The organism is Candidatus Melainabacteria bacterium (genome assembly GCA_003963305.1).
Lineage (GTDB): Bacteria > Cyanobacteriota > Vampirovibrionia > Obscuribacterales > Obscuribacteraceae > PALSA-1081.
Map to the genome: position 1 here is coordinate 146,001 of RXJR01000009.1, position 23,569 is coordinate 169,569.

18 protein-coding genes are annotated in these 23,569 nt (G+C 50.4%); 11 read left to right on the forward strand and 7 right to left on the reverse strand.

The window, feature by feature from the left end:
- Positions 1-26 precede the first annotated feature (26 nt).
- From EKK48_10690 to EKK48_10725, 8 genes are all read left to right on the forward strand, one after another.
- The gene (locus EKK48_10690; GenBank protein RTL42451.1) at positions 27-509 is read left to right on the forward strand and encodes a dUTP diphosphatase; all 483 of its coding nucleotides are present in this window, start codon (positions 27-29) and stop codon (positions 507-509) included.
- A gap of 39 nt (positions 510-548) precedes the next feature.
- Positions 549-1,418, forward strand: coding sequence for a 4-hydroxy-tetrahydrodipicolinate reductase (locus tag EKK48_10695; protein RTL42452.1), 870 nt, complete (start codon positions 549-551; stop codon positions 1,416-1,418).
- Between the two features lie 96 nt (positions 1,419-1,514).
- Positions 1,515-2,546 carry an aspartate-semialdehyde dehydrogenase gene (locus EKK48_10700; GenBank protein ID RTL42793.1) on the forward strand — a complete coding sequence of 344 codons (1,032 nt, stop codon included), beginning with the start codon at positions 1,515-1,517 and terminating at the stop codon, positions 2,544-2,546.
- 50 nt (positions 2,547-2,596) lie between these two features.
- Positions 2,597-3,505: a 4-hydroxy-tetrahydrodipicolinate synthase gene (gene dapA, locus EKK48_10705; GenBank protein ID RTL42794.1), complete on the forward strand. Its 909-nt coding sequence runs from the start codon at positions 2,597-2,599 to the stop codon at positions 3,503-3,505.
- Entirely contained in the window at positions 3,505-5,397 is a 1,893-nt protein-coding gene (locus EKK48_10710; protein ID RTL42453.1) for a ribonuclease J, read from the forward strand. Before dapA ends, EKK48_10710 begins: the two co-directional genes overlap by 1 nt.
- Entirely contained in the window at positions 5,394-6,443 is a 1,050-nt protein-coding gene (mnmH, locus tag EKK48_10715) for a tRNA 2-selenouridine(34) synthase MnmH (protein ID RTL42454.1), read from the forward strand. Before EKK48_10710 ends, mnmH begins: the two co-directional genes overlap by 4 nt.
- 134 nt (positions 6,444-6,577) lie before the next feature.
- Complete coding sequence (locus EKK48_10720; GenBank protein ID RTL42455.1) at positions 6,578-7,162, forward strand: DJ-1/PfpI family protein; 585 nt, start codon at positions 6,578-6,580, stop codon at positions 7,160-7,162.
- Positions 7,163-7,165: 3 nt separating this feature from the next.
- Entirely contained in the window at positions 7,166-7,357 is a 192-nt protein-coding gene (locus EKK48_10725) for a hypothetical protein (GenBank protein RTL42456.1), read from the forward strand.
- 70 nt (positions 7,358-7,427) lie between these two features.
- Here EKK48_10725 and EKK48_10730 read toward each other — a convergent pair whose 3' ends face one another.
- From EKK48_10730 to smc, 6 genes are all read right to left on the reverse strand, one after another.
- Positions 7,428-8,852, reverse strand: a complete 1,425-nt coding sequence (locus EKK48_10730; GenBank protein ID RTL42457.1) for an ATP-binding protein — start codon at positions 8,850-8,852, stop codon at positions 7,428-7,430.
- Between the two features lie 992 nt (positions 8,853-9,844).
- Positions 9,845-10,369, reverse strand: a complete 525-nt coding sequence (locus EKK48_10735) for a DUF552 domain-containing protein (protein RTL42458.1) — start codon at positions 10,367-10,369, stop codon at positions 9,845-9,847.
- Positions 10,370-10,546: 177 nt separating this feature from the next.
- Entirely contained in the window at positions 10,547-11,263 is a 717-nt protein-coding gene (ispD, locus tag EKK48_10740; protein ID RTL42459.1) for a 2-C-methyl-D-erythritol 4-phosphate cytidylyltransferase, read from the reverse strand.
- Positions 11,260-12,153 carry an SMC-Scp complex subunit ScpB gene (scpB, locus tag EKK48_10745; protein ID RTL42460.1) on the reverse strand — a complete coding sequence of 298 codons (894 nt, stop codon included), beginning with the start codon at positions 12,151-12,153 and terminating at the stop codon, positions 11,260-11,262. The genes ispD and scpB overlap by 4 nt, the downstream gene beginning before the upstream one ends.
- Before the next feature lie 10 nt (positions 12,154-12,163).
- Complete coding sequence (locus tag EKK48_10750) at positions 12,164-13,408, reverse strand: hypothetical protein (protein ID RTL42461.1); 1,245 nt, start codon at positions 13,406-13,408, stop codon at positions 12,164-12,166.
- 6 nt (positions 13,409-13,414) lie between these two features.
- On the reverse strand, positions 13,415-16,954 hold the full coding sequence (gene smc / locus EKK48_10755) for a chromosome segregation protein SMC (GenBank protein ID RTL42462.1): 3,540 nt from the start codon (positions 16,952-16,954) through the stop codon (positions 13,415-13,417).
- Positions 16,955-17,515: 561 nt separating this feature from the next.
- Here smc and EKK48_10760 point away from each other — a divergent pair.
- The 3 genes from EKK48_10760 (at position 17,516) to EKK48_10770 (ending at position 21,759) form a co-directional block, all read left to right on the forward strand.
- Entirely contained in the window at positions 17,516-19,120 is a 1,605-nt protein-coding gene (locus tag EKK48_10760; GenBank protein RTL42463.1) for a DUF4388 domain-containing protein, read from the forward strand.
- Positions 19,121-19,212: 92 nt separating this feature from the next.
- Complete coding sequence (locus tag EKK48_10765) at positions 19,213-19,902, forward strand: response regulator transcription factor (GenBank protein ID RTL42464.1); 690 nt, start codon at positions 19,213-19,215, stop codon at positions 19,900-19,902.
- A gap of 78 nt (positions 19,903-19,980) precedes the next feature.
- Positions 19,981-21,759, forward strand: coding sequence for a PAS domain S-box protein (locus EKK48_10770; protein RTL42465.1), 1,779 nt, complete (start codon positions 19,981-19,983; stop codon positions 21,757-21,759).
- Here EKK48_10770 and EKK48_10775 read toward each other — a convergent pair.
- On the reverse strand, positions 21,740-23,569 hold the full coding sequence (locus tag EKK48_10775) for a hypothetical protein (GenBank protein ID RTL42466.1): 1,830 nt from the start codon (positions 23,567-23,569) through the stop codon (positions 21,740-21,742). The two genes, EKK48_10770 and EKK48_10775, sit on opposite strands and share 20 nt — an antisense overlap.

Genomic DNA, 23,569 nt, shown 5'->3' on the forward strand with positions numbered 1-23,569 from the left:
AACAGATTGTCGAGTGAGGAGGAATTATGAGCGAAGTTGTCAAATTGAAAGTGAAGAGACTCCCTCACTGTAAGGCGCTCCCTTCATACGCCACACCGGGTTCGGCGGGTCTCGACCTTTCTGCTGCGATATCCGAGTCGGTCGAGTTGAAGCCGGGTGACCGCATGAAGATGCCAACCGGCATCCAGATTGAAATTCCCGAGCGCCATCAGGGTCAGGTCGTGCCGCGTTCCGGCTTGGCTGCCAGGGCTGGAATCTCGCTCACGAACAGCGTCGGCACGATTGATTCTGATTATCGTGGCGAAGTAATTGTTTTGCTTATCAATCACGGTGCCGAATCTTATACATTCGAACCGGGAGAGCGCATCGCGCAGCTCGTTGTTATGCCGATTCCGTACGTTGAGGTCGAAGAAGTTGACGAGCTTTCATCAAGTGAGATTCGCGGAGCCGGCGGATTCGGTTCAACGGGGCGGAACTCTTGTGTGGCTGAAACGCCCGCCAAGGTTTGACTACTATTGACCTCTTTTCAAGGTTGCAACGGAGTAAAAATGAGCGAATCGGGCACTTCTACCAAAACTGTAAAGGTAGTTATAGCCGGAATAAATGGCAGAATGGGGCGCACCGGAGCTCAGGCAGTCTTCTCAAACCCTGAGTTTGAGCTGGTCGGCGCGTTTGGCAGCGCATCGGCACCCTACGTAGGCGCCGACGTGCGCTCAATCTTGGGTATGGCAGACGCAGCCAACGCTGGTATACTTGTCAGCAACGATTTTTCGGAATCTGTAGCCCGGTGCAAGCCTGATGTTCTTCTGGACGTCACCCGCGCCGAGGTCGCCGTCGCGAATGCGAAGCGTGCCCTCGAGCAGGGAATTCGCCCAGTCATAGGTACATCCGGCATCTCCGCCGAAAGCTTGAAGGAGCTGTCTGACTTGTCGGCTAAATTGAAAATCGGTGCAATGCTGGTGCCCAACTTCTCAGTTGGTGCCGTTTTGATGATGGAATTTGCCCGGCAAGCTGCCTGCATTTTTCAGAATGTGGAAGTTGTGGAAATGCATCACACGAAGAAGGTAGATGCTCCATCAGGCACGGCCATGCACACTTTGCAGATGATGTCTGAGTCGGGAAGCAATTTCAATCCGCAAATCGTAAAAGAAAAAGAATTGATGCCTGGAGCCCGTGGCGCCAAGAACGACGCAAACATTCGTGTGCATTCGTTGCGACTGCCGGGTTTGATTTCGCATCAGGAAGTGCTTTTCGGCTCTGATGGTGAGCTTTTGAAGGTTACACACGACAGCTTCAATACGAGCTGTTTTACGAAAGGAATTTTGCTTGCTTTGAAAGCAGTATGCGATCTCGACCACTTAGTTGTTGGTCTGGACGGCATACTGATGAAAAGCGTGGTGCCGCTGGGTGCGAAGTGATGTCACTTTGACGGTACTGATACCCCATAGAAAAGTGCGGAATTGTTCCGCTTCGAATTGTCCAACAGAGAGGAACCAGGATAGATGAAAAACTCAGTGCGACCCATCAACGTAGCAATCGTTGGGGCAACCGGTAGAGTCGGTCAGGAGCTGTTGCGGGTCTTGGAAGAGCGAAACTTCCCGATCGGCGAACTAAAACTTTTGGCGAGCGCCCGCTCGAAAGACTTGACCATCGCATTCAAGGGTAAGTCGTATCCTGTTCAAGAGATGAGCCCGGAGGCATTCAAAGGCATCGACATCGTGCTCGCTTCCGCCGGTTCGGACATCATCAAAGACCTCGCTCCTCAGGCAGTTGAGCAGGGCGCTGTCGTCATCGACAACTCAAACGCCTTCCGCATGGATCCTTCGGTACCACTAGTGGTGCCTGAGGTGAATGGTCATGCCGTCAAGACTCACAAAGGCATCATTGCCAATCCGAACTGTTCGACTGCCCAACTCGTGCCGGTTCTGAAGATATTGCACGAACTGGGTGGATTGAAGCGTGTCATCGTTTCCACCTATCAATCCGTCAGCGGCGCCGGTAAGGAAGCCATGGACGAACTGGAAAATCAGACCAGAGCGCTAATGAACGATCAAGACTATCCGCCGCAGGTTTTCCAGCGTCAGATTTCGTTCAATTTGATTCCTCACATTGATGTGTTCCTCGACAATGGTTACAGCAAGGAAGAGATGAAGGTCGTGCAGGAGTCACAGAAGATTCTCGAACTGCCGAACCTCCCTGTTACCTGTACTGCTGTTCGCGTGCCTGTCACAATCAGCCACAGTGAAGCGGTAACGGTTGATCTGGAGCATCCGGTCAGCCCTCATCAGGCTCGGGAAGCGCTTGCAAATAGTTCCATCATCGAAGTCTGGGATGAGCCGGAAAAGGGCATCTACCCGACACCGCTCGAAGCTGCTGGTAAAGATCCAGTGTTCGTCGGACGTATCCGTCGCGATACCTCGTCAGAAAACGGTTTGAATTTGTGGGTCGTTGCCGACAACTTGAGAATCGGTGCCGCACTGAATGCAGTGCGTATCGCCGAGTATGTTGTTGAGCACAACTTATTGAGACAGCCGGTAGCCAACTAGGTCTTGCATGAATCCAGGGAGGACGACTAGTGATCCAGACTGACGCTCCGATGTTCGGGCGCGTGATGACAGCAATGGTGACACCGTTCGATGAGCAGTCGAACATTGACTTCAAGGCAACCGAGAAGCTTGTAAAACATCTTTTGTCGACCGGAACAACGACTTTTGTCGTCGCCGGCACCACCGGCGAGAGCCCGACACTCGATGATTCCGAAAAGCGGGATTTACTGAAAGCTGTTATCGAAGCAGTTGACGGCAAAGCCAGGGTCGTCATGGGCACTGGTTACAATGCCACTGCTAAGTCAATCAAGGCGTCACAGGAAGCTGAGAAGCTCGGTGCCGATGGTTTACTGGTCGTCGCTCCCTACTACAACAAGCCAAGTCAGTCCGGACTGGTCAGGCATTTTCACGAGGTCGCCCGGTCGACCAGCTTGCCGATAATTGTCTATAACATTCCCGGAAGGACTGGTATCAACATCAGCCCCGATACCATGCTCGAAATCATTGCCAATGACAGCAACATTCATGCACTGAAAGACTCGACCGGTAATGTTGAACAGTCAGCAGAGATAGCTGGAAAGGCTCGAGACACCTTTAAAATCTATTCCGGTGATGATTACCTGACCCTGCCGTTCCTCTCCATTGGTGGTGCCGGAATCGTCAGTGTCGCGAGCCACATCATTGGTCAGCAGATTTCCACCATGATTGAAGATTTCTTTGCCGGGCGACACGACGCGGCACGTGCGAAGCACTACAAATATTTGCCTGTGTTCAAAGGCTTGTTTGCAGCACCGAACCCGACATGTGTTAAGTATGCGCTCTCGGTGCTCGGCATTTGTTCGGAACATTTGCGGTTGCCGCTAGTTCCTCTGACCAGTGCGGAGAAGCAAGTAATGGATCGACTTTTGAAAGAAGCTGACGTAGCAGCGAATTTGACCGCTCAAAAGTCTGTCGTTTAATCAGGAGTTCAGCGGTGGCAGTCGAGAACACAGAATCAGGGAAAGTCGAGCTTGGCACTAACGTACTCAAGATTATTCCCATAGGCGGTCTCGGCGAAATCGGCAAGAACACTCTTGCGATTTGCTACGGCGACGACATCATGCTGGTTGATGCCGGTCTGGCATTTCCCAACGAAGACATGATCGGCGTCGATCTCGTCCTTCCCGATATTTCCTTCCTCGTTGAAAATCAAGACAGAATAAAAGGTCTGGCCGTCACGCATGGACATGAGGACCACATTGGCGGTATTCCGTTCATTTTGAAAGAGATGAGCATACCTGTCATTTACGGACCCTCGCTTGCCATCGGGCTTCTGGAAGGAAAGCTCAAAGAAGGCGGGCTGGACAGTCGAACTGTCATGCGTAAAGTGCGACCGCGGCAGAAAGTGAAGATTGGTTGTTTTACGGTGCAGTTTATTCGCTGCACACATTCGATAGCCGACTCATTCAGCTTGATTATCAATACTCCGGTTGGCACGTTGATTCACACCGGTGATTTCAAGTTCGACTTCACGCCGGTTGATGGCGAACTTTTCGATATAGCCAGTTTGACGAAAGCGGCGGAAGAAGGCGTTCTTCTTTTGATGAGCGACAGCACAAATACAGAGCGCGAGGGATTCACTCCGTCTGAGAAAACAGTGTGGAAAAAAATCAACGAAGTGTTCTCCAGCGCACCAAAGCGAATCATAGTCACAACATTTGCCAGCAATGTTCATCGCATCAGGCAGGTTTTGCAGGCGGCGATGAAGTACGATCGAAAAGTATCGATTCTCGGGCGCTCCATGCTAAATCTCGCCAGCATTGCGCGTGAACTGGGATACATGACTTTCCCCGATGGATTGCTCATTCCCATCGATCAGATCAATAAGTTGCCACCAAATAAGGTAGTGATTCTTACAACAGGCAGTCAGGGCGAACCTCTTTCTGCGCTAACTAGAATCGCTAACGATGAGCATAAGCAGATCAAGATAATGCAGGGTGACACGGTCGTCATTTCCGCCACGCCTATTCCTGGTAACGAACGTTCGATTGCAAACACGATCAACGCGCTGTTTGTGCGCGGTGCCGACGTAATCTACGGGCGCGATGCCGGTGTGCACGTCTCCGGTCACGCCTGCAGGGAAGAGCAGAAGTTGATGATCAACTTGTGCAAACCGAAATTTTTCATGCCTGTGCATGGTGAATATCGCATGCTTGTCCTGCATTCTGAGCTGGCACAAGAATGCGGTGTCGAGAAAGACAATTGCTTCGTCATGGATAACGGAGATGTGCTCGAACTGGATGACGAGCGTGGTGCCGTCACAGGCAGAATCAAGTCTGGAATCATTCTTGTAGACTCTTCGCGTGCCTGGCACATCAACGAAGAAATCGTTGACGAGCGGCGCCATCTCGCGGCTGACGGTCTTGTCGCGGTCGCTTTGACGTTGAATGGCAAGCGCGAGATTATCGCCGGTCCCGATGTCAGCTTGAAGGGTGTCATCTTTCCGCGCGGCATGGCGCCCGACGAGTTCGTCAGCAAAGTGCAGAGCGAAGTGAGAAATATTTTGAACGTCAAGCCGACTGTCGATGCTCTTGCCGAAGCTGAACTATCTCATTTTATTCAAGGTGGACTGGAAGGATTTTTCGCTGAGAAAATGCGGTCCCGTCCGCTGGTGCATGTAATGGTGCATCAAGTCTCGATGCCTTCTACCGGTAATACGGAATCCAGAGATGGTGGTACGGCATCCAGAGATGGTAGTACGGAATCAGCCGAGTCTAGATTCGACAAAAATTGCAAGATTCAAACCAGAGAAAGCAGACTCGAGTCTACGGAAACCAAGTTGGAATCCAAGCAGACCATCGAACCAAAATGACCTGGCGTGAACTCGCACCCGAGCGACTGTTCGACCTGAAAGATGCACTGGTCATCGATGTTCGATCGCCGTGCGAGCATAAAGCCGAGTACATACCGCACTCCGTCAATATCCCTTTGTTGGAGGACGACGAGCGCGTTTTTATCGGCACCACTTATGCGGTCGAAGGCGAAATGGTGGCACGTCGAAAGGCGCTGAAGATCATCTCGCCAAAAATTCCCGATATCGTGGACAAAATTCTTGAATTGAAGAATCAAGGGCAGCACATTGTCGTTCATTGTTGGCGGGGCGGGTTGCGCAGTGAAACGGTTGCCAGTTTTCTTACGGTTGTTGGAATCGATTGTTGGCGCCTTACGGGCGGTTTCAAGGGCTGGCGTAAGGTCGTAATGAATGACTTCGCGCGCGCTCAGTATTCATTTACTCCAGTAATATTGCACGGTCGTACGGGCGTTGGTAAGTCTGAAATTTTGCGTGCTCTCGAAAACCTGGGAGCAGACGTTTTAAATCTCGAAGAATTGGCGAATCATCGGGGCTCCGTATTTGGTGCGCTTGGGCTGAGTGTGCAGCCGACTCAGAAGAACTTCGAGTCTGAGTTGTGGCTTAAGCTGCGTCAATTTACTAGCCGTCCGGTTTTTATCGAAGCCGAGAGTCGCAAGATTGGCAGGATAGCTCTGCCCGACTTTCTCATTGACCGCATTGCCACAGGCAGAAGAGTTGAAGTGACTGGTTCTATGGCGCGTCGGGTCGAACGCATAACGGCTGAGTACGCCAATGTGTTTACTGACGAATTAAAGGCTGAGGCGGTTGCTGCGATGCAGAACCTGCGTGTGCGCCTTGGAAACAAACGAACCGACGAGATTGCTGCTTTTGGACTTAACGGTCAGTTAGATCAAGCAATTAAAGCTCTTTTATCTGACTACTACGATCCCTTGTACGATGGTCATCTGGCGAAGAACGCGCCTTACGAGATAACCGTCTCCGGCGATGATGTTGAGCTGGCCGCCAGGCAGCTGATGCAGTGGGCCGCTGATGCGATGGGCAGCTGATGCGGTGGGTAGCTGATGCGGTGGGCAGCTGATGCAGTGGCAGCTGATGCGGTGAGTAGCTGAAGCCGTGGGCAGCTGATGCAGTGGGTCTCTAAGTTACAATGTAGCGAAGGCAAATGAGGGTGAACGCAGCGATGGCCAAAATTCTTCAACTCGTCGGTGATTTTGTCGAAGATTATGAGGCGATGGTTCCATATCAAATGCTTCTGATGGTCGGCCATCACGTAGACACCGTCTGCCCTGGTAAGAAGAGCGGCGACAAGGTAAAGACGGCAATTCATGACTTCGAAGGCGACCAGACTTACACAGAAAAGCCTGGTCACAATTTTGCGATTACTGCCGATTTCGACAATCTGCGTGCAAGTGATTACGATGCGTTGGTCATTTCGGGTGGAAGGTCACCCGAATATCTGAGATTGAATCCTAAGATTCTGGATTGCGTCAGACATTTTTTCGATGAAAACAAACCAGTAGCGGCAGTGTGTCATGCCGCGCAGATTCTTTCGGCAGCAGGTGTTCTCAAGAATAGGTCATGCATGGCTTACCCGGCCGTGTCACCTGAGGTAACCGGATGCGGTGGCACATTTGTCGAACAGAACAAAGACTTTACCAACGCCCATGTCGATGGAAATCTCGTTAGTGCCGCTGCCTGGCCCGGACATCCCGACTGGATCCGTAAGTTTCTTGAACTGCTAGGAACAAAAATTTCTCTAGCTTAGAAATTGCGATTAAAGGGCGCAGGCGGCCTTGGCGGTGGTGGCGGCGGCGGCGGCAGTGGAGGGGGAGGCGGCGGCGGTGGCGGGAATGAGCCTGAAGATCTTGTATATGATGGGCGTGGTTGTGGCTGCCAGTGCCCTTGTGTTGGTTGGATCTTTTTTAAGGGTGTTTCAGCTTTGCGATTGAGCATCGCGTAAAGCGCCCCTAAGATCGCGCAGATGGCTGCCGTTACCGCTGCAATTGTAGTTGTGGACCTTTTGTTCAGGCTCATCGGGTGCTTAACTCGCTGGGTACGAAACCGATGTCTTTCGATCCGAGCAGGCTCTTAGTTAAACTGCCTCCCGCAACGACCATTTCGTGCATGGCTTCATCAAGGTGACGGTCGGAAACAACAATTGGGTCGCCATCTGGAGCAGCGAATAGCGCAGCTTTGCGCATAAGTTCTCCGATAAATGCACCACTTGCCCCGGCGGTACGTTTGATGAATACGTCCATGTTATCTACTTTTACTGTTAGTCCTTTGGAGTAGACTTCAAAGAGACGTTTTCTGCATTCAGCGTCGGGCAGCGGCACTTCGTACGCCTGGTCGATTCGTCCCGGACGTGCAGCCAGAGCCGGTTCCAATATCTCAGGTCTATTAGTGGTGAGCACAAACAGAACGTCAACATCGTCGGATAGACCGTCCATTTCGTTCATTAACTCTAAAAGCAAGTGCTGATTACAGTTGCCTTGCTGACTTCGATCTTCAGCAATCAAGTCGACGTCTTCAATGATCACCATAGACGGTGCTAACCATCGGGCAAAGAAGCAAGTTCTGCTAATTAACCCCTGTCCTCTTCCCGTCACAAGTAGCACAGTGCGTTCTCTCATTGCGGATGCAAGATACATCGCCGTCATTGTCTTACCGGTGCCCGGCTTGCCATGCAGAAGAATGCCTCGTTTCAATTTGCGCCCGGCATTTTTCAAAGCCTCGCTATACTTGCCGACTTCCGTGGTCTGGCGTTCAATGCGTTTAAGCAAGCCTTCCGGCAATATGATTTGTTCTCGCGTGATCACTGGCACCGTATGGAACTTCAACGTGCCACCACCGCCGCTGCCTACACTACTGGCGCTGCCTTCGATGACTGAAAGCATTTTGCCGCGATAGATGTTGTTCTTACCCATAAGCCGCTGAATGTCTTTTATGAATTTTTCTGCGGTGGCGCGGTTTTCAGCCATAACATCAACGACAATCGGAGCGGCGTTGGCAAAGTCCATCATTGAGCCTTGTCTGAGCAGCAGCACAAGCTTTGGATTGCCGTTGATCAGGTAGAGACCGCCCTGCACGCAGGCTAGTTTCTTGCCGCCGTCCAATTCCATATTCAGGTATTGGACAGTGCCCTCTTTGGCGCCGCCCAGACCAACAAAGCTTGCCACCGACTGTGATGCGACAAGATCTGCCAGTGACGTACCGGTAAGATTGTTCAGAAATCCGCCTTGAATTCCAAGAATGCTGCACGTCCGTCCATCTTTGGTCGTCAGCTCGTCGATGGCAATCTGGAGATTTGCCTGGTTGTACCGATCAAACTGCTCAGTGACGATAGATAGAGTGGCTGGATCTTTTCCCATGTGTTCGTAGATCTTGGTCCTCAGATCTTTTGGTAGAAGATTTGCAGGCACCAGGTCTTTCATGTTGAAACCAGAGAAAGTCATTGGTATTTCCTCCAGCAATTCGATTCAGCTACTTTTCATTTAACGAGGAATCGATAAGGTTGAATCGAGGCAAAAATTGATTGATTTGTGATTGATTGATTTGGTTGGATTTGATTGTCCCCATTACAACTCTGGAACGGGTTCAAGTTGCCTAATGCACTTGATTAATTAATCAGTTGTCATTAGCGTCTCGACCTTCATCCTTGTGTCGAGTTTCATTCGTATGTCGACCTTCGTTCTTGTGTCGAGCTTCATTCGTATGTCGACCTTCGTTCTTATGTCGACTTTAGACGTCCTGGTCTTTCTGTTTTTCCGTTTGGCTGCAATCAGGTCTTAAATGGCATGCTCTTGGCTTCCCTTGCTCCCCTGTTGCCTCAGTCTAAAAATCTAACCCTTACAACCGTGTTGCCTCAGTCTAAAAATCTAACCCTTACAACCGTGTTGCCTCATCTAAAATCTAACCCTTACTCGAAGGTAGTTAATTACATGACAAACGATGCCCACCAGTACTGGGTCGCCCCGCATGGAATTAATTACATTCAAGTAAGGACCTCAGAGGTAGTCGTGTCCTGAGATCGAAACAGAGCGGGCTTTTCCGGTGTTTTTATTGGCTAAACTGCGGAACGGACCTGGCTACGAGCCTGGACTGATGAGCATTTGCGCGATATATACGCTGTGTAGCACGTCGGCTGGTACCTCAAGGCTCTTACGGCTATGCGCCTGCCTAGTCCAAACTTGAGTTTGTGTCAAGTATTCGAGCATTTCGGAGCCGAAAAAACACCCCTAAAACGCACATCCCTCCCTGGTAAGGTGGGAGGGATGAACTAGTTGTGGTGGATTAGGTAAGGAGGAAACAAGGCACCTGACGGGAAATCCGTCCTGCGCTCTGTTCTTACATAATACCAGTGGATAACTGAGTCGGCTGTTAAAAAACTTGAAGTGCCGGTTGTCTAACACCCACCCGCAACAGGTGAGAATTCATTAATTAAATGCTAATGAATTGTCGACCATGTACTGCTCGTTGACGAGTCGTACTGAGTTGGTGTCGGATAGAGGAAATCAAGTGCGCCGAAACCACCAAGCGCGGTTGAGGAGGATGAGGCAGCGGCAGAAGCAGATACCTTATCGAATTCCTTGCCGGGGGCGGTGATCTTAATGTTGCTCGGGCAGAACAAGTAGACTTGCTCGCTCAGTTTGTGGAAATCGCCGTCGAGTGCTGCTGATGCACCAGCGACAAAATCAACGAGCCGGTTGGCGTCGATCTTCTTCATGTTCTCCAGTGAAATTGTGGTGGCAGCGCGTCCGCGTAAGCATTCAACAATTTCAATCGCTTCTTCAAACGAGACAGGAGCAAAAATTGAGATCTGAGTACCAAATTTTGTCGGTGGAGTACGCAGCGTGCTCAGTGTTCCTTTTCGGTCGTTCAGGGCAGGGAATAAATCCACTTCCTTCTTCGCGTTGCGGCCGCTGTTTACGGTTGGCTTTTCTGTCGAAACATTTTTACTTTCGTCTACCATAGTAGTCCTTTGCAATTATGCCTGGTGCAAGTATCTGCTGCGTATATCCTGCGCCTACTTTTATCAACCGATCGGAGTGCCATCTCAGATGGTGCACGCATGTTGTCATCAATTCTAATCAATTCGTAGCAATAAGCAAGTACCGATAACGTGAATTCTCTGTCCCTGAGCTGCTTGCTAACTTCCTTGCGAGAGCATAGACGCCAGAGACTGACATAGAGAGAGGTCTTCAGGATTTGTAATTTTTAGATTATATGGCGAACCCATGACGATATGCACTTTATGTCCACTGTGCTCGAGTATCGTGGAATCGTCAGTGGTGCCAAAATTATCCGCTGCGGCTTTTCGGTGAGCATTGAGGAGCCATTCAAATTTGGCTGCCTGTGGCGTTTGTATCTGCACGAGCTCGTTTCGGTCCAGTGTATCGCCTACAATATTGTCTTTGGCGCGTTTAATAGTATCAGTCACTGGCATTGCAACCGTGCATGCACCGTTGGCGGTTACAGATTCAATGACCTGATTTATCAGTTTCTCCGTGAGCAGGGGTCTGGCAGCATCGTGCACCATGACAAATGTGGGCGGCTGGCTGAGCTGACTCAGTCGCTCGAGTCCGTTATGGACGGAGTTTTGCCTGGTTAAACCACCAGCGGTGACGATTACTTTCGAAGCCTGAGCCTCTGGAAGTAATCGCTTGATTTCGGCTTGCACCGTATCCAGTGACATCTCCGGTACGCACAGGGCGATAACGTCTATTTGCTGGTGAGCGGCCAGAGTTGATAACGACCAGAGATATAGCGGCCGACCTTCCAGTCCTACGAACTGTTTGGCAGCATCAGTCGGCTTGGCTTTGAAACGTTCCCCGGCTCCCGCAGCGGGAAGAACTGCAGCGATCATTCGTCTGTTGAGTCTGGCTCAGGATTTTTATCAGTCAATTCGGACGAGCCTGTGCCATCAAGTTTAGCGTCGAATTTCGCTCTGCTAACCGCAGCACCTTCGGTATTGTTTGAGAGGTCGGGACTGACGCTTACATTTATCGAAGGGATATCGTCTGCGGTGCCTGTTGCTCCGTCAGCACCAATATCATCCATCATCACTGTGATATCGCCGTCACCGTCAGCGCCTGCCGGTGCGATACTGCCGTCAAGCTCTTCCGGGCGAAAAACTAAAGATGCATCCGGACTCGTATCGAAGAGAACTTCGAGCTGTTTAGCCTTACTCGATTCGATCGCCTCTGGATGAATGTTGGGCGCCACACCACCAGCCTGCTCTTCGTCACCAGACACCGCTTCTTTCGTCAACTCTTTTTCTTCTTTTCGAAGCTGAGTTCGCAAAGACTTGGCATCGTGCGATAGTCGGAAATATTCCTGGAATTTTTTAGTAGTGCTCAGAGTCGGCGACCGCCCCTCTTCCTTTTTGATAATCAGTTCGCGGGACATCAGCTCTTTGATGTGATCGTATGCACCGGCGCCTCTGATTTTGATGATTTCGGATTGTGCCACTGGTTGCTTGATGGCAATTGCCGATAACGTGCGAATCAAGCTGACCGGCATTTCCATCGGCACAAATTCATCGATAATCGATGCATATTCATCTTTTACTTGAATGATATATCCATTGTCATCGGCGATTTCGAGCCCGCTGGCGCGCTCTTCATAATCGTGGATGAGATCGAGAATCGCCTGGCGAACGACTTGCACGTCTTCGTTGACAATGCGCGCAATAGCCTGCGCTCTCATTGGCTTATCGGTCAGAAATAATATTGCTTCGATTTTTGACTTAAGCATGACTCTGTTCTCAACTTACTACGTTCATCGACTCTGCGGCTGTATGCGGATTGATCGAATTTAGAGGGACTTCTTGATCAATAGGACTTCCGTGTTCTAGAGGACCGTCGCGATCTAGAGGAACTTCGAGGTCTAGAGGGGCTTCGTGATCAACAGGAACTTCGAGGTCTAGAGGGGCTTCGTGATCAACAGGAACTTCGGGGTCTAGAGGGACCTGGCGATCCACAGGAACTTCGTGCTCCGCCGGAATTTCGTAGTCCACGGGAGCGTCGCCGCGAACGACATATAAAGGACCATAGAAATCTCTCTGTTCCAGTGTTAGTTTACCGGCATTTGACAGGAAAAGAACAGCTAAAAATGCGTCTACCCAATCACCATGTCCACCGAGTAGTTGAATGATGCGCAGGAGTTGCACCAATTCACCCTCACCGATAGCGCTGGTGAGTATACTTTCGACGCGACTGATAGTATCTTCGATATCCTCATCGTGAGCCAAATCTAAGAGATCGCCCACATCATTTGCGCTGTGCTGTCCCGCTAGCTCAATGCGTTGACGCGGTTCACGAGCTTGTCTGGTCTTCTCGATCTTTTCTGCTTCACGCAGGGCATCGATAAGTTGATCGAGTGTGACCTTACGCTGGCGGTTCTGTCGGTTGTTGGCTTTGCGCACAAGTGCCCGTTCGAGGTCGAGCAACGTTAACTGGCGCGGTTCAGACTTGCCATCGAACGACAGTGAACCGTCGTCCTCATCGAAATCTACGAAGTCATCACCGGCATCCACTGCCACTGCCGCTGCCAGCATTGCCTCTGCTTTCATGCGCAGCAAGACACTGGCGTGGAATAAAATCTTTCCGCTCTGCCGTAAATTCTCTTTCGGAACGGCAGCAATTGCTTTCAAGAATTTATCGGTAACATCGATAATGTCTATATTTTTTGGATCGATTTCACCGGACGATGCCATCTTAATGAGAATTTCAATACCACCTGCCTGGTCGGCATTGGTGGCGGCAAATTTCACTTCAGTTGCAACAACCGGTGCGGCGATTGTTAGCTCGACTGGCGCTGATTCGATCGCATCCAGCATGGTTGGATCGATGCGAGTGGCATCCGGCTTCCCGCCAAAGCGAGCTGCTTCCTCACTATGCCGCGCTGCATCACCTTCGAAAAGACCCAACTCATTGTCAATCAAACCGTGACTGACTCGAAATTTCGCAGACTGTTTGCGTGCTTTTGGTTTTTTAGGTTTCTCGTCCATGATCACCTACACGCTAACAGGCTGTGGCTCTGGCTTTTGCTCTTCTTCAGGAATGTGGATTTCGCGGATTCCAACGACTCTGGAGTAGCCGTCTGCACGCAGTGAGACACCTATGGCGTGATCGGCGTTTTCGATCATCGGACGGCGCAAACTGACAGCTACGAATTGAGCGGTCTTGGACTGGCTCTTCACCATGCGCGCCAGGCGCTCGGCGTTTGAACCGTCGAGCATCATATCGACTTCGTCGAAAGCATAGAACGGAGCTGGAGCAAATCTCTGGAAGGCAAACACGAAGGAGAGCGCGGTCAGTGATTTCTCTCCGCCTGAAAGTGCCTCGATGCGTTGCATCTTCTTGTCTCGTGGTTGAGCGCGTATAACCAGACCGCCCGCAAACGGGTCGGCTGGATTTTCCAGCTCCAATTTCCCGTGACCGTGAGAGAGCTCGGCAAAGATATCCTGGAAGTTCTGATTGATCTGGTCGAATGCCACCATGAATTCCTGGCGCTTCATTACGTCGTAACCAGAGATGCGTTGTTGAATTTCTTCACTCTCATGGGTGAGAGTGGAGAGCTGTTCGGACATTTCCTTTTGCCGCTCGTCAGTCTGGTTGTACTCTTCCAGAGCCTTCATGTTGACCGGTTCGAGTGCACGCATACGCTTGTCGAGGCGGTCGGCTTGATGCTTGAGTTGTTCGACTGTGCCAGCCGATGGCGGCTCGTAATTTGGATTCTCTTCGAGCACCCGTGCGATTTCTGCACGCAATGTTTCCAACTCTTGCTGTAAATCGAAGTGAGCCATCTTGTGGGCCGTGCGCTGCTCGGCAACGCGCTTGAGCTCCTGGTCTGCCTTCGTTTTTTCGACTTCGGTCGCTGTAACTTGTTCGTGAATTTGTTCTTTTGTATCGCGAAGGTTTTCCAGCTCGTCTGAAATTTCGCTGACACGCTTTTCCATGTCAGTGATCGATTGCCGCAGGGTGGCAATCGTGCTTTCGTAAGCAGGCTTCTGCGCCTGGATTTCGTCAATCTCGGCTGAAACTTCAGCCAGTTGTGCAGTCAGTGTTTGATGATTGGCTAATTCCAGATTTTCTTCAGTTTCGGCTTTGTCAATCAATCTCTGAATGTCTTTGTATTCTTTGTCGACAGTTTCGAGATCTGCGCGCAGCTCTTCCGATTCATGAATCAGCTTCTCAATGGCTGTTCTGGCGCCCTGATCGCGCACTTCGTTGAGCGCGTCTTCGAGATTGGTGATTTGTTTGACCAGATCCTTCAAGTGGAATTCGATGCTGGCAAGCTCTTGATCTATTTGATCGATTTCATCGCCACTGGTGCGCAGTTTCGGCTTGACGCTCTCAATCTCTTCATCGAGATCTTTGGCTTCTTTGATTTTCGCTTCCAATTCAGCCTGCTTCTTACCGAGATCGGCGCGAGCAGCGGTCGATTTGTCGCGCTCTTCATTCAAGCTAGACTGCAATTCTTTCAATGAATCTTGCAGATAGCGAATCTGATCGGCAAGATTTTTGCTCGTTTGTTTCAAGACAGACAGGTCCGTCTCGCCCTTCGACGAGAAGTGCAACTTGTTTTTGTTGTCCTGACCACCGGACATACTGCCCGATTTGTCGAACAGTTCGCCTTCGAGTGTCACCATGCGAGCCTGGTTGAGCAGACGTCGGGCGTTTTCCATACCATCCATGACGATCGTCTGACCGCATGCATATTGGAACGCTTTGGTGAAACGTGGATTGAAATCGATCAGGTTGTATGCGAAGTCAATTACGCCAGGGCGGCTTGGCAGCAAGCCTGGAGGCTGGGCTGCAATTTTGTTGAGCGGCACGAAAGTGGCGCGACCCGCCTGATTCTTCTTCAGGAACTCGATGCAGCGTTGCGCGATTTCATCGTCATCTACAACGACGTGGCTCAATCTTGGACCAATGCAGGTTTCCAGTGCCACTACATATCTGTCGTCTACTTTTCCAAGCTGCCCGATTGTGCCGTGCACGCCGGACAGTCCGGAATTTGCGATTGCTTCTACTGCCCGTCCATAGCCGCTTTCACCTGCCACTTCTCGTGTGGTCTCGACTTCGATCAGGCGTCGGTTCATCTGCTCCAGCGCCAGACGTTTCGATTCGATTTCTTCTCTGGTGCCTTCGAGTTCAGCTTCCAGCTGTTGAATTGATCGATCGATTCCAGCTACAAGCGCTTGCTGATCGACTACGCGGCGCTCATAAGAGGCGATGGCACCTTTGGAGTTTGCGGCTTTGCCTATAGCTTCAGTTGCCGAACTGCGCAGCTTTTCAAGCTCTTGCTCGATGGCTGTGCGGCGAGTCGAAAGTTCCGTTTTTCTTACTTCCAGCTTATGGCGCTCATCTCTGAGCTGCTGCAAGTCGGTATGAATAGTCGTGACTTTATCGGATGTTTTGTCTTTTTCCTGACGTAACACCTCGATTTCTGCCATTACGGCACTGAAAGCACCCTGTTTTTCGAGCAAGCCCAGATGCACTGTTTGCTGGTCTTGCTTGTGCTGTTTCTTTTGCTTTTCGATATCTGCAAGATGCTTATCGATTGTTTTTATTTGCGATTGAACGCTTTTGAGCAGCTTGGATTTCTCACCAATGACGCCAGTCAGGTTGGAGAGTTTGTTCTCTTCACGAGTCAGGTCACCTCGGGTGTTCTCCAGTTCCTGACGCAATAGCAGTTGCTCATTGCCACCTTTCTCGCGAATCTCTTGCTCGATTCGTCCCATCTCTGAACGCATCTGGAAAAGCGCGACTTCAGCTGCTTCCAGCTCTTCCTGCAACTTTTCTTCTTTGGCATTCAGTTTTTCAATTTGAGCCAGTTCTTTATTTGTCTTCTCTTCGACTTCCTGAGCCCGAACGAAAACCAGGTCTTTTTCGACCGCCTCTTTCTGCGTCTTCAGGTCGAGATACTTGAGGGCTTGATCTCGGTCTGTCTTCAAAACTTCAAGGCGCGTCAGAATTTCGGCAAGGATAATTTTTTGATGCTCGATTTTCTCAGCGACTGCCTGCAACTCCGTGCCGGCCTGACCGATCAGTCGATCGAACTCCGCCACGCCGGCCAGTTCGTCGATGATTTTTCGGCGTTCGGTGGCGCTCATGGTGACGATACCGGTGACGTCACCTTGCATGATTACGTTGAATCCTGTCGGGCTGACGTTATATTTCATCAGCTCTTCATGTATTTCGGTAAGGGTAGCAGTCTTACCGTTCAACCAATATGTGCTGGTATAGCTGTTCTCTTTAACCTTGATTCTGCGGCTGACTTCGAGGGTTTCATTTTCGCTATTAAGGAAGCGAACTGTAACGCGCGCTTCGTTCTTGCCGCTCAAATTGTTTAGAAGATCGGGCAGTCTTTCTGCTCGCATGCTCCTCGTCGAGGACAAACCGAGGGCAAACAAAAGACTGTCGATGATGTTTGACTTGCCGGACCCGTTCGGACCAGAAATGGTCGTAAAGCCGTCCAGCAGCGGAACTAGAGTGTGCTTTCCGAATGACTTGAAGTTATCAAGCTCGATTTCTTTTATTCGCAACAGGAACTCCCGCTACTGCACTTCCAGCCCGCATTAGACTACACACTAGATGTGGTGTCAAGATTTTTTAAGTGCAGGAGAATTTTGGATCGCCCGAACTTCTGAATACACCAGCATTGTAAGCTGTCTGGTGTGCCCTTGTCACCACAGCCGGTTCTATACCTGAAGGTGGTATCAGAGCTAAAAAGGCATAGTTTTGTCGATCTATCCATACTTGTCGGATATCTTTATGGTGTAAATTCGATCTGGTATCAAATCTGAAACCGCCCTCGAAGCAGGGAATTACGGACTTTTTATGTGCAGGAAGAACGAATTCGATGATTGTTTTGCCATCTCCGGCTCATAATAATTCGCGACCGATGCTCAGTAGATATCGACCGGCTATGCCGAAAAAAATTGGCACCGCAAATACTTGGCATCTAGTTTTCAATTCTATCCAGAAATTGTCTATTTATCAGACATTTAAACGGGAAAACGAGGTTTGGTGTTAACTTTTGCCTCGGCGGGAATAAATGATCAGAACTCGTTAGTACATCCCGGCGGGGGATTAGCTTCATCGCGGACATGTTAAAGAAAACTGGGACGACAAAATCACTCCCCAGGCTGCCCAGCACGCCAGGTTTGGCGGACATTCACGCCTATTTGCAAAGAGCTCTAGAGCATCGCGGCACGACCATTGAGATCTGCTGGACTCCAATGGACGGGTTGAGTGAATATTCCCTCTCCATCGAGTGCAGTCCGAGGGGCGGAGACGCTGAATGGCGCATGTATGCAGGCAGTGGTAGCCGCTCTCAGTTGCTCTGGAACTACGTCAGTTGCGATGTCTTGCTGGTCTATAACCTTGTCTGTTCGTCGTGCGGTGACGGTTTCAACTCTGTAAGCACCCCTGCCGAACCGATTTCTGACACCTGGCGCGAATCCGGCAGCGGTCAAGACACTTATTATCGGTTGGAAGCTCTCAATGCGCCCAAACAGGAGCCGCTTACTCCAACCCAGGAAAATGCCGCTCTTTTAATGCCGAAGCCCACCAGTGCCCTGACTGGCGACCTGGCTCATGTGCAGATGCCGACGCTTTTGCAATCTATTCTTATGGCTCAAATGAATGGGCGCCTGAAGATAGTCAGCAACAATCGGGGGGCTGAGGTTTATTTCAAAGACGGCATTCCAGTCCATTCATTTACTAACGACACAGTTGGCGAAGAGAGCATCTTCGAGATTTTGACGTGGAAAGAAGGCGATTTTTCTTTTGAAGCAAAGGTGACAACCGATGCTCGCACGATTCGACAGAATCTCGACAGCCTGCTCCTGCAAGGCATGCAGCTGATCGACAACGCTACTTATTTGCGTAACAGCGGGCTGCGACCTGAAACCTTAGTTTCTCGCAAATATCAAAATCTCAGTGAAAAAGAATTCGAATCAATGGTGGCGTCCGGTGCCCCGATTCCAATGACTTTTCAAAAGAAATTCTATCGTTCAATCGATGACGGAAAGCCTGTGCAGCATCTGCTGGAGAAGCTGCGCTTGCCGCGCAGTCAGTGGATTCCTCTAATGTGCAACATGATGCGTTGCGACCTGATCACGCTCTCGCAGGGAACAGGCGCTGCCAAATCGGTGCGTCCTGCGCTCGAACCTAAGAGCATTGATAAGCGCGCCATTCAAAACGTGATGATGAGTTTGCGCCGCCCTGAGACGGGGCTTTTCACTTATCCGGCGTTCCTGTATTTCCTTGAGCAAGAATACTTCCGGGGATATCGCTCTGCCAGCCCGATTTCGGTGGTTGTTTTTCAGATGAGAATGGCTAGCGGAAACCTGGATCCGGTCAGAGAGCCATTGCCGTTAGCCGCTGTCAGCGAAGCTGTGCGCCGAATTAGTCGCGTCAAGCGTCACGTCGACATGATGGCTCATTATGAAACATTCGATTATGCCCTGCTCTTGCCGAATACCAAGACGAGCGGTGCTGCGGTTTTTGCCAACAGAATCATGAAGACTCTGACTGCCTCTCCACTGCTTCCGGGAATGGACATGGATAAGCTGTCCTTTGCTTTTGGTATTGCTTCAATACCCGAGGATTTTCTTGATTTGAGTCTGCTCTTATCGGCAGCTGAAGTGGCTAAAAATGCCGCAATGAACAGCCCTTCGCCTATCGTTCTTTATAAGGACATCAAATAACTGCCGTCATCTGCCCGGTGGCGGCATCGCGTTGCTAGATACGTTATTATGGCAGCGCACGGAATCACAGGATTCTCAAGCGGACGCAGTTCATGGCAAAGATCCTTGTTATCGAAGACGACCATAGTGTTCGTTTCACAATCACAGATTACCTGACGAGCCTGTCGCACATTGTAGAGGCTGTTGAATACGGGCAAGAGGGCTTGGACTTGCTGGCCTCGTATCCATATGATCTGATCATCCTTGACCTGACGCTGCCCGACATGGACGGGCGCGACATCCTGGCTGAATTTCGGGGCAAGGGTGGTACTACACCTGTTTTGATCCTGAGCGGGCGTCGTTCGGTGGAGGAGAAAGAAGCGGGGCTGGACTCCGGCGCAGACGATTATCTCGTCAAACCATTTGATATGCGTGAGTTGAATGCGCGTTTAAAAGCGCTGTTGAGGAGACCGGCTGCTCTCATGCAAGAACGGCACAGCGTCGGTGATTTTGCACTTGACCCCGACAGTTGCGCAATCGTTCGCAAAGGCATTTCCATCAAGCTGCAGCCCAAGGAATTTGCGATGATGGAGTTGTTCATGCGTTATCCCGATAAGATTTTCAGTTCGGACGCATTGCTTGATCGGGTCTGGGCATCGGCATCTGAGACATCGCCTGAGACGGTTCGGGTGCATATTACAAAGCTTAGAAGCAAAGTAGACATAGATGGACGACCATCCATCATCACAACAGTCAAAGGCGTGGGTTACAAGTTGGATTCTGTTGCATGCAAGCTCGACTGAGTTACTCAACGCTGGTGTTAGAGCACGTTGGTCGACTTGTCGGGCAGATCAGCGTCACTGATTGTGAGAGTTTTTGAGATGCGATTGACACTCTCTAAAAAAGGTCTTTTGTTGATTCTATTGCCATTGCTGGTGCAGCTCTCTTGTTTTGTCGCTTACGATCGATTGCTTTCAAAGGCAGTCAGTCTCTATCAGAAGCAGATGCACAACACTCTCGTGATAGGGCATCTGAACTGGCTTGGAGTCCTTCTTTCTGTTTCGTCGCTGTCCGCAAATGGATACGCAGTGAGTGGCGATAAAGAATTTCTCGATGTCTACAGATCGGTTCGTGATGATACCAGGAGAGAACTAAAGGAGAACTCCGCTCTGTTTGCAGTCAGCGGTTATGAAAAGGATTATGGACATCTGGCAGATCTGGCAGCAAAGTTGCATGGGCAGTTGGATTCAGTAGTCGCTGCCAATCAGTTCGGTCACAAAGGCGGAGATGTCGCTGTCAATGCTGATGTGAAGGAACTCTGGAGAGACTTGTGGTTGACGCGTAAGACAATACTAGAGAAAGAACAGGTCAGAACACCGTTACGGCCAAAAGATGTTCCGGATGCATTCTCTTCGCTCAGAATCTTGACTAATTCAGGAATAGTTCTCAGCATCGCCATCGCCATCGGTGTCATGCTCTTCTACTCCCAGGACATTGCTCGCCGATTGCGCACTATGATGGAAAACGTCTCGCGCTTGCCTGCGGGCAAACCGCTGCTTGAACGTGTTGAAGGTAATGACGAAATAGCCACGTTCGATTCTTCCTTCCACGATATGGCTAAAGCTCTGGCTGAAGCCAGGGAGAAAGAGCGGGCTATCCTGGATAATGCTATTGATATCATCTGTGCCCTTGACTCCGGTGGACGGTTTACCCAGGTGAGCAAATCGGTGTTCGCGGGCTGGGGACGAGAGCAGGAGCAAGTGCTGCGCAGCACCGCATTTGATGTTATTAAAGCGGAGCATCATGATACATTTCGAACGGCTCTCGAACGTGCTTTAAGCACTGGTGAAAAAATTCACTGTGATGTCCAATTAGCAGGCCCTGAGCAAACTGATGTTCTCTGGACTGGAGCCTGGTCAGCTGAGAATCAGAGTTTCTATTGCGTCGTTCATGATGTGACAAAGGAGCGCGAGATAGAGCGCATGAAACGCGATTTCGTCGCCATGATCAGTCATGACTTGCGCAGTCCGCTCATGTCCGTTCAAGTGTTTCTTCAGCTTCTAAGTTCGGATCATTTCGGCGAAATGCCCGACCAGGTAACAAGGCGCTCTAAAATGTCAGCCTCAGATATGGCCCGCTTGATCAATTTGATCAATAACTTGCTTGACATAGATCGCCTTGAGGAAGGGCAGATGAAAATCTTCCGCGAAAAGGTTGAAGTGTCTAAGCTTTTTGAACGCAGCTGCGAGTCGGTTGATTCTCTTGCTGAGCGCGCTTGCATCAAACTTGCAGTGGCTGATTCTACCGACGAAATAGAAGTGGACGAAGGTCTGATTATTCAAGTTTTGGTCAACCTTCTCTCCAATGCCATTAAGTTTTCTCCGTCGAACACGGTGGTTTCGTTGGAGTACAGGCGAGAAAATGAGCAGGCATATTTCGCTGTTGTAGACCAGGGAAGGGGCATTCCAAAAGATCAGCTCGCTCTCGTTTTTGAGCGGTTCAAACAGGTCGACGAAAAGGACGATGCACGCAAAAAAAAGGGCAGCGGGCTTGGACTGACGATATGCAAGCGAATCATCGAAGCGCACGGCGGCACAATCGGGGTCGAAAGTGAAAAAGGCGCAGGCAGCACTTTCTGGTTCAGAATCCCGTTGTCATAAATTTGTCTATCTGACACGGCGTCATGAATTTCTCTTTGTGAAAAGCTATCTCACCTGCCATTCCGTCGCTGGCGTAAGTTGGTCTCAATTCACCGGCGTTCGCTGCTGTTTTCTGGGGCTGTCCTGGTTGTGGTGCATTCGCCCCTCCAGGTGGTTTAGGCGTCGATGTCTGTGGTTGAATCAGATTTAGTTTGAAGAAGTAGTATGCTGAGCCGCCGAAACGTCCATCCCAGGTATAGGAGTTGTATCGTCCACGAGGCAAGCCCAGTGATCCTAAGATGGGCGGATTTTGGCTGGAACTCGTTAAAATCGCATTGCTCATTCTCGTGTCAACAATTGGCTCGCCGCCGTGCTTGCCACCGCTTGCGGTGCCACTGCGGTAGACGTTGTCGATGAAAGTTACGTCGAAGGGATAACCCCTGCTTGTAGCCAGAAATGGTTTCAGCGAAGTGGCACAGATTTGCTGATCGCTCAAGACTCCATAGATTCTGGGATTCGTTTCAAGCGAGCGTTTCTTGATCCACCCTTTGCTGGAGCCTGTGGAATAAAAGGTATAGACATTGATAAAGCCAAGATCGTTTGAGGCAAACGATGGAGCGATGGCGTCGGTTTGCATATCTACAACCGCTTTGACGTTCACTGCCGGTCCGCCCCGACGCAGCCAGTCGTAAAATACCCTGGACCACATTTGAGCTGCAGAAGGTGCCCAACCGACTGTGGTGCCGCCCAGTTTTCCCTGTGGGTAATCGTCACCAGATGTGGTGGTGCGTATGGCCAGCGCTGTTGTGTTTAAAATCGGATCTGTTCTAAAGTCTGCTACTTTCCCCAGTTCGCCCAATTTCCCATCGGGAAAGGAAACGAACAGCGCCCCCGGCGCGTTATGCGGCTCAGGAGGTGTTCCACATTGTGCGCATGCTGTGACGTGCACCACGTGCTTCCCTTCTGAGCCCGGAGTGTTGTTGCCCATATACTGTTCGTCTGCTTCGGCTCGGACTATGCTTGGCACAAAGTAGGGCAAACCCGGATCGAGTTGGAATTTGGAATGGTCAACCAGAAATATACTGTCGTGAATGGCAGCAAAAACGAAGTCTTTTCCGGAATAAGGAACGTTGATGTAGGCTCGATAGAAGTTATTTTCTTGTGCTGAGGCAGGCGTAAATGCGTAGGTGCTCGGCAGAGGAGTTTGTGTATTGGTGCGAGAACCGGGAATGCAACCAATTGAAATCTTGAGTGAACCGGGTATGAGCGTCGCGCCGTTACCGCCCATCCTCACAATATTGGCGTTGTAGGCGTTTGTAGCTTCCGCGATTACATCAATCGCTTGACCTTCACGATCAAATTGTTGATGTCCATTTGCGGCCGCTTGCAGGGACTGGATTAATCTGTCCTTTGCACCCATTAAAGATTGATAGTCGGCATCGGCAAACTGTCTCATCGACTGATCGCCAATAGTATCAGCTACGATCATGTCCAGTCTGATTGTTGCAAGCAAGTCGTTAAAACTGCGCACCGGCAGTGCATAGCCATCAGATGCGGTGAGACCTTTTCCCTTCGCTGCCGAATCAGTGAGCGAGATGTAGCCAAACTGAGGATCGTTGACGACTATACTGCTCATAGCCCGAGCCGCTGCCAGTGCGGCTGCTTGGGTGGCCGTTGTTTGTTCCTGGTGGGTGCCCAGCATTGATGTGAAACGCCAGCTAAAGACGGCCAGAACTAGAACGATTCCTCCAAGCGTTACCAGCAAGAGTGGAAGAATGCCACCACCGTTCTTGTTGCGGATAGTTCGTGCCCATGGGTATTTCATGGTCAT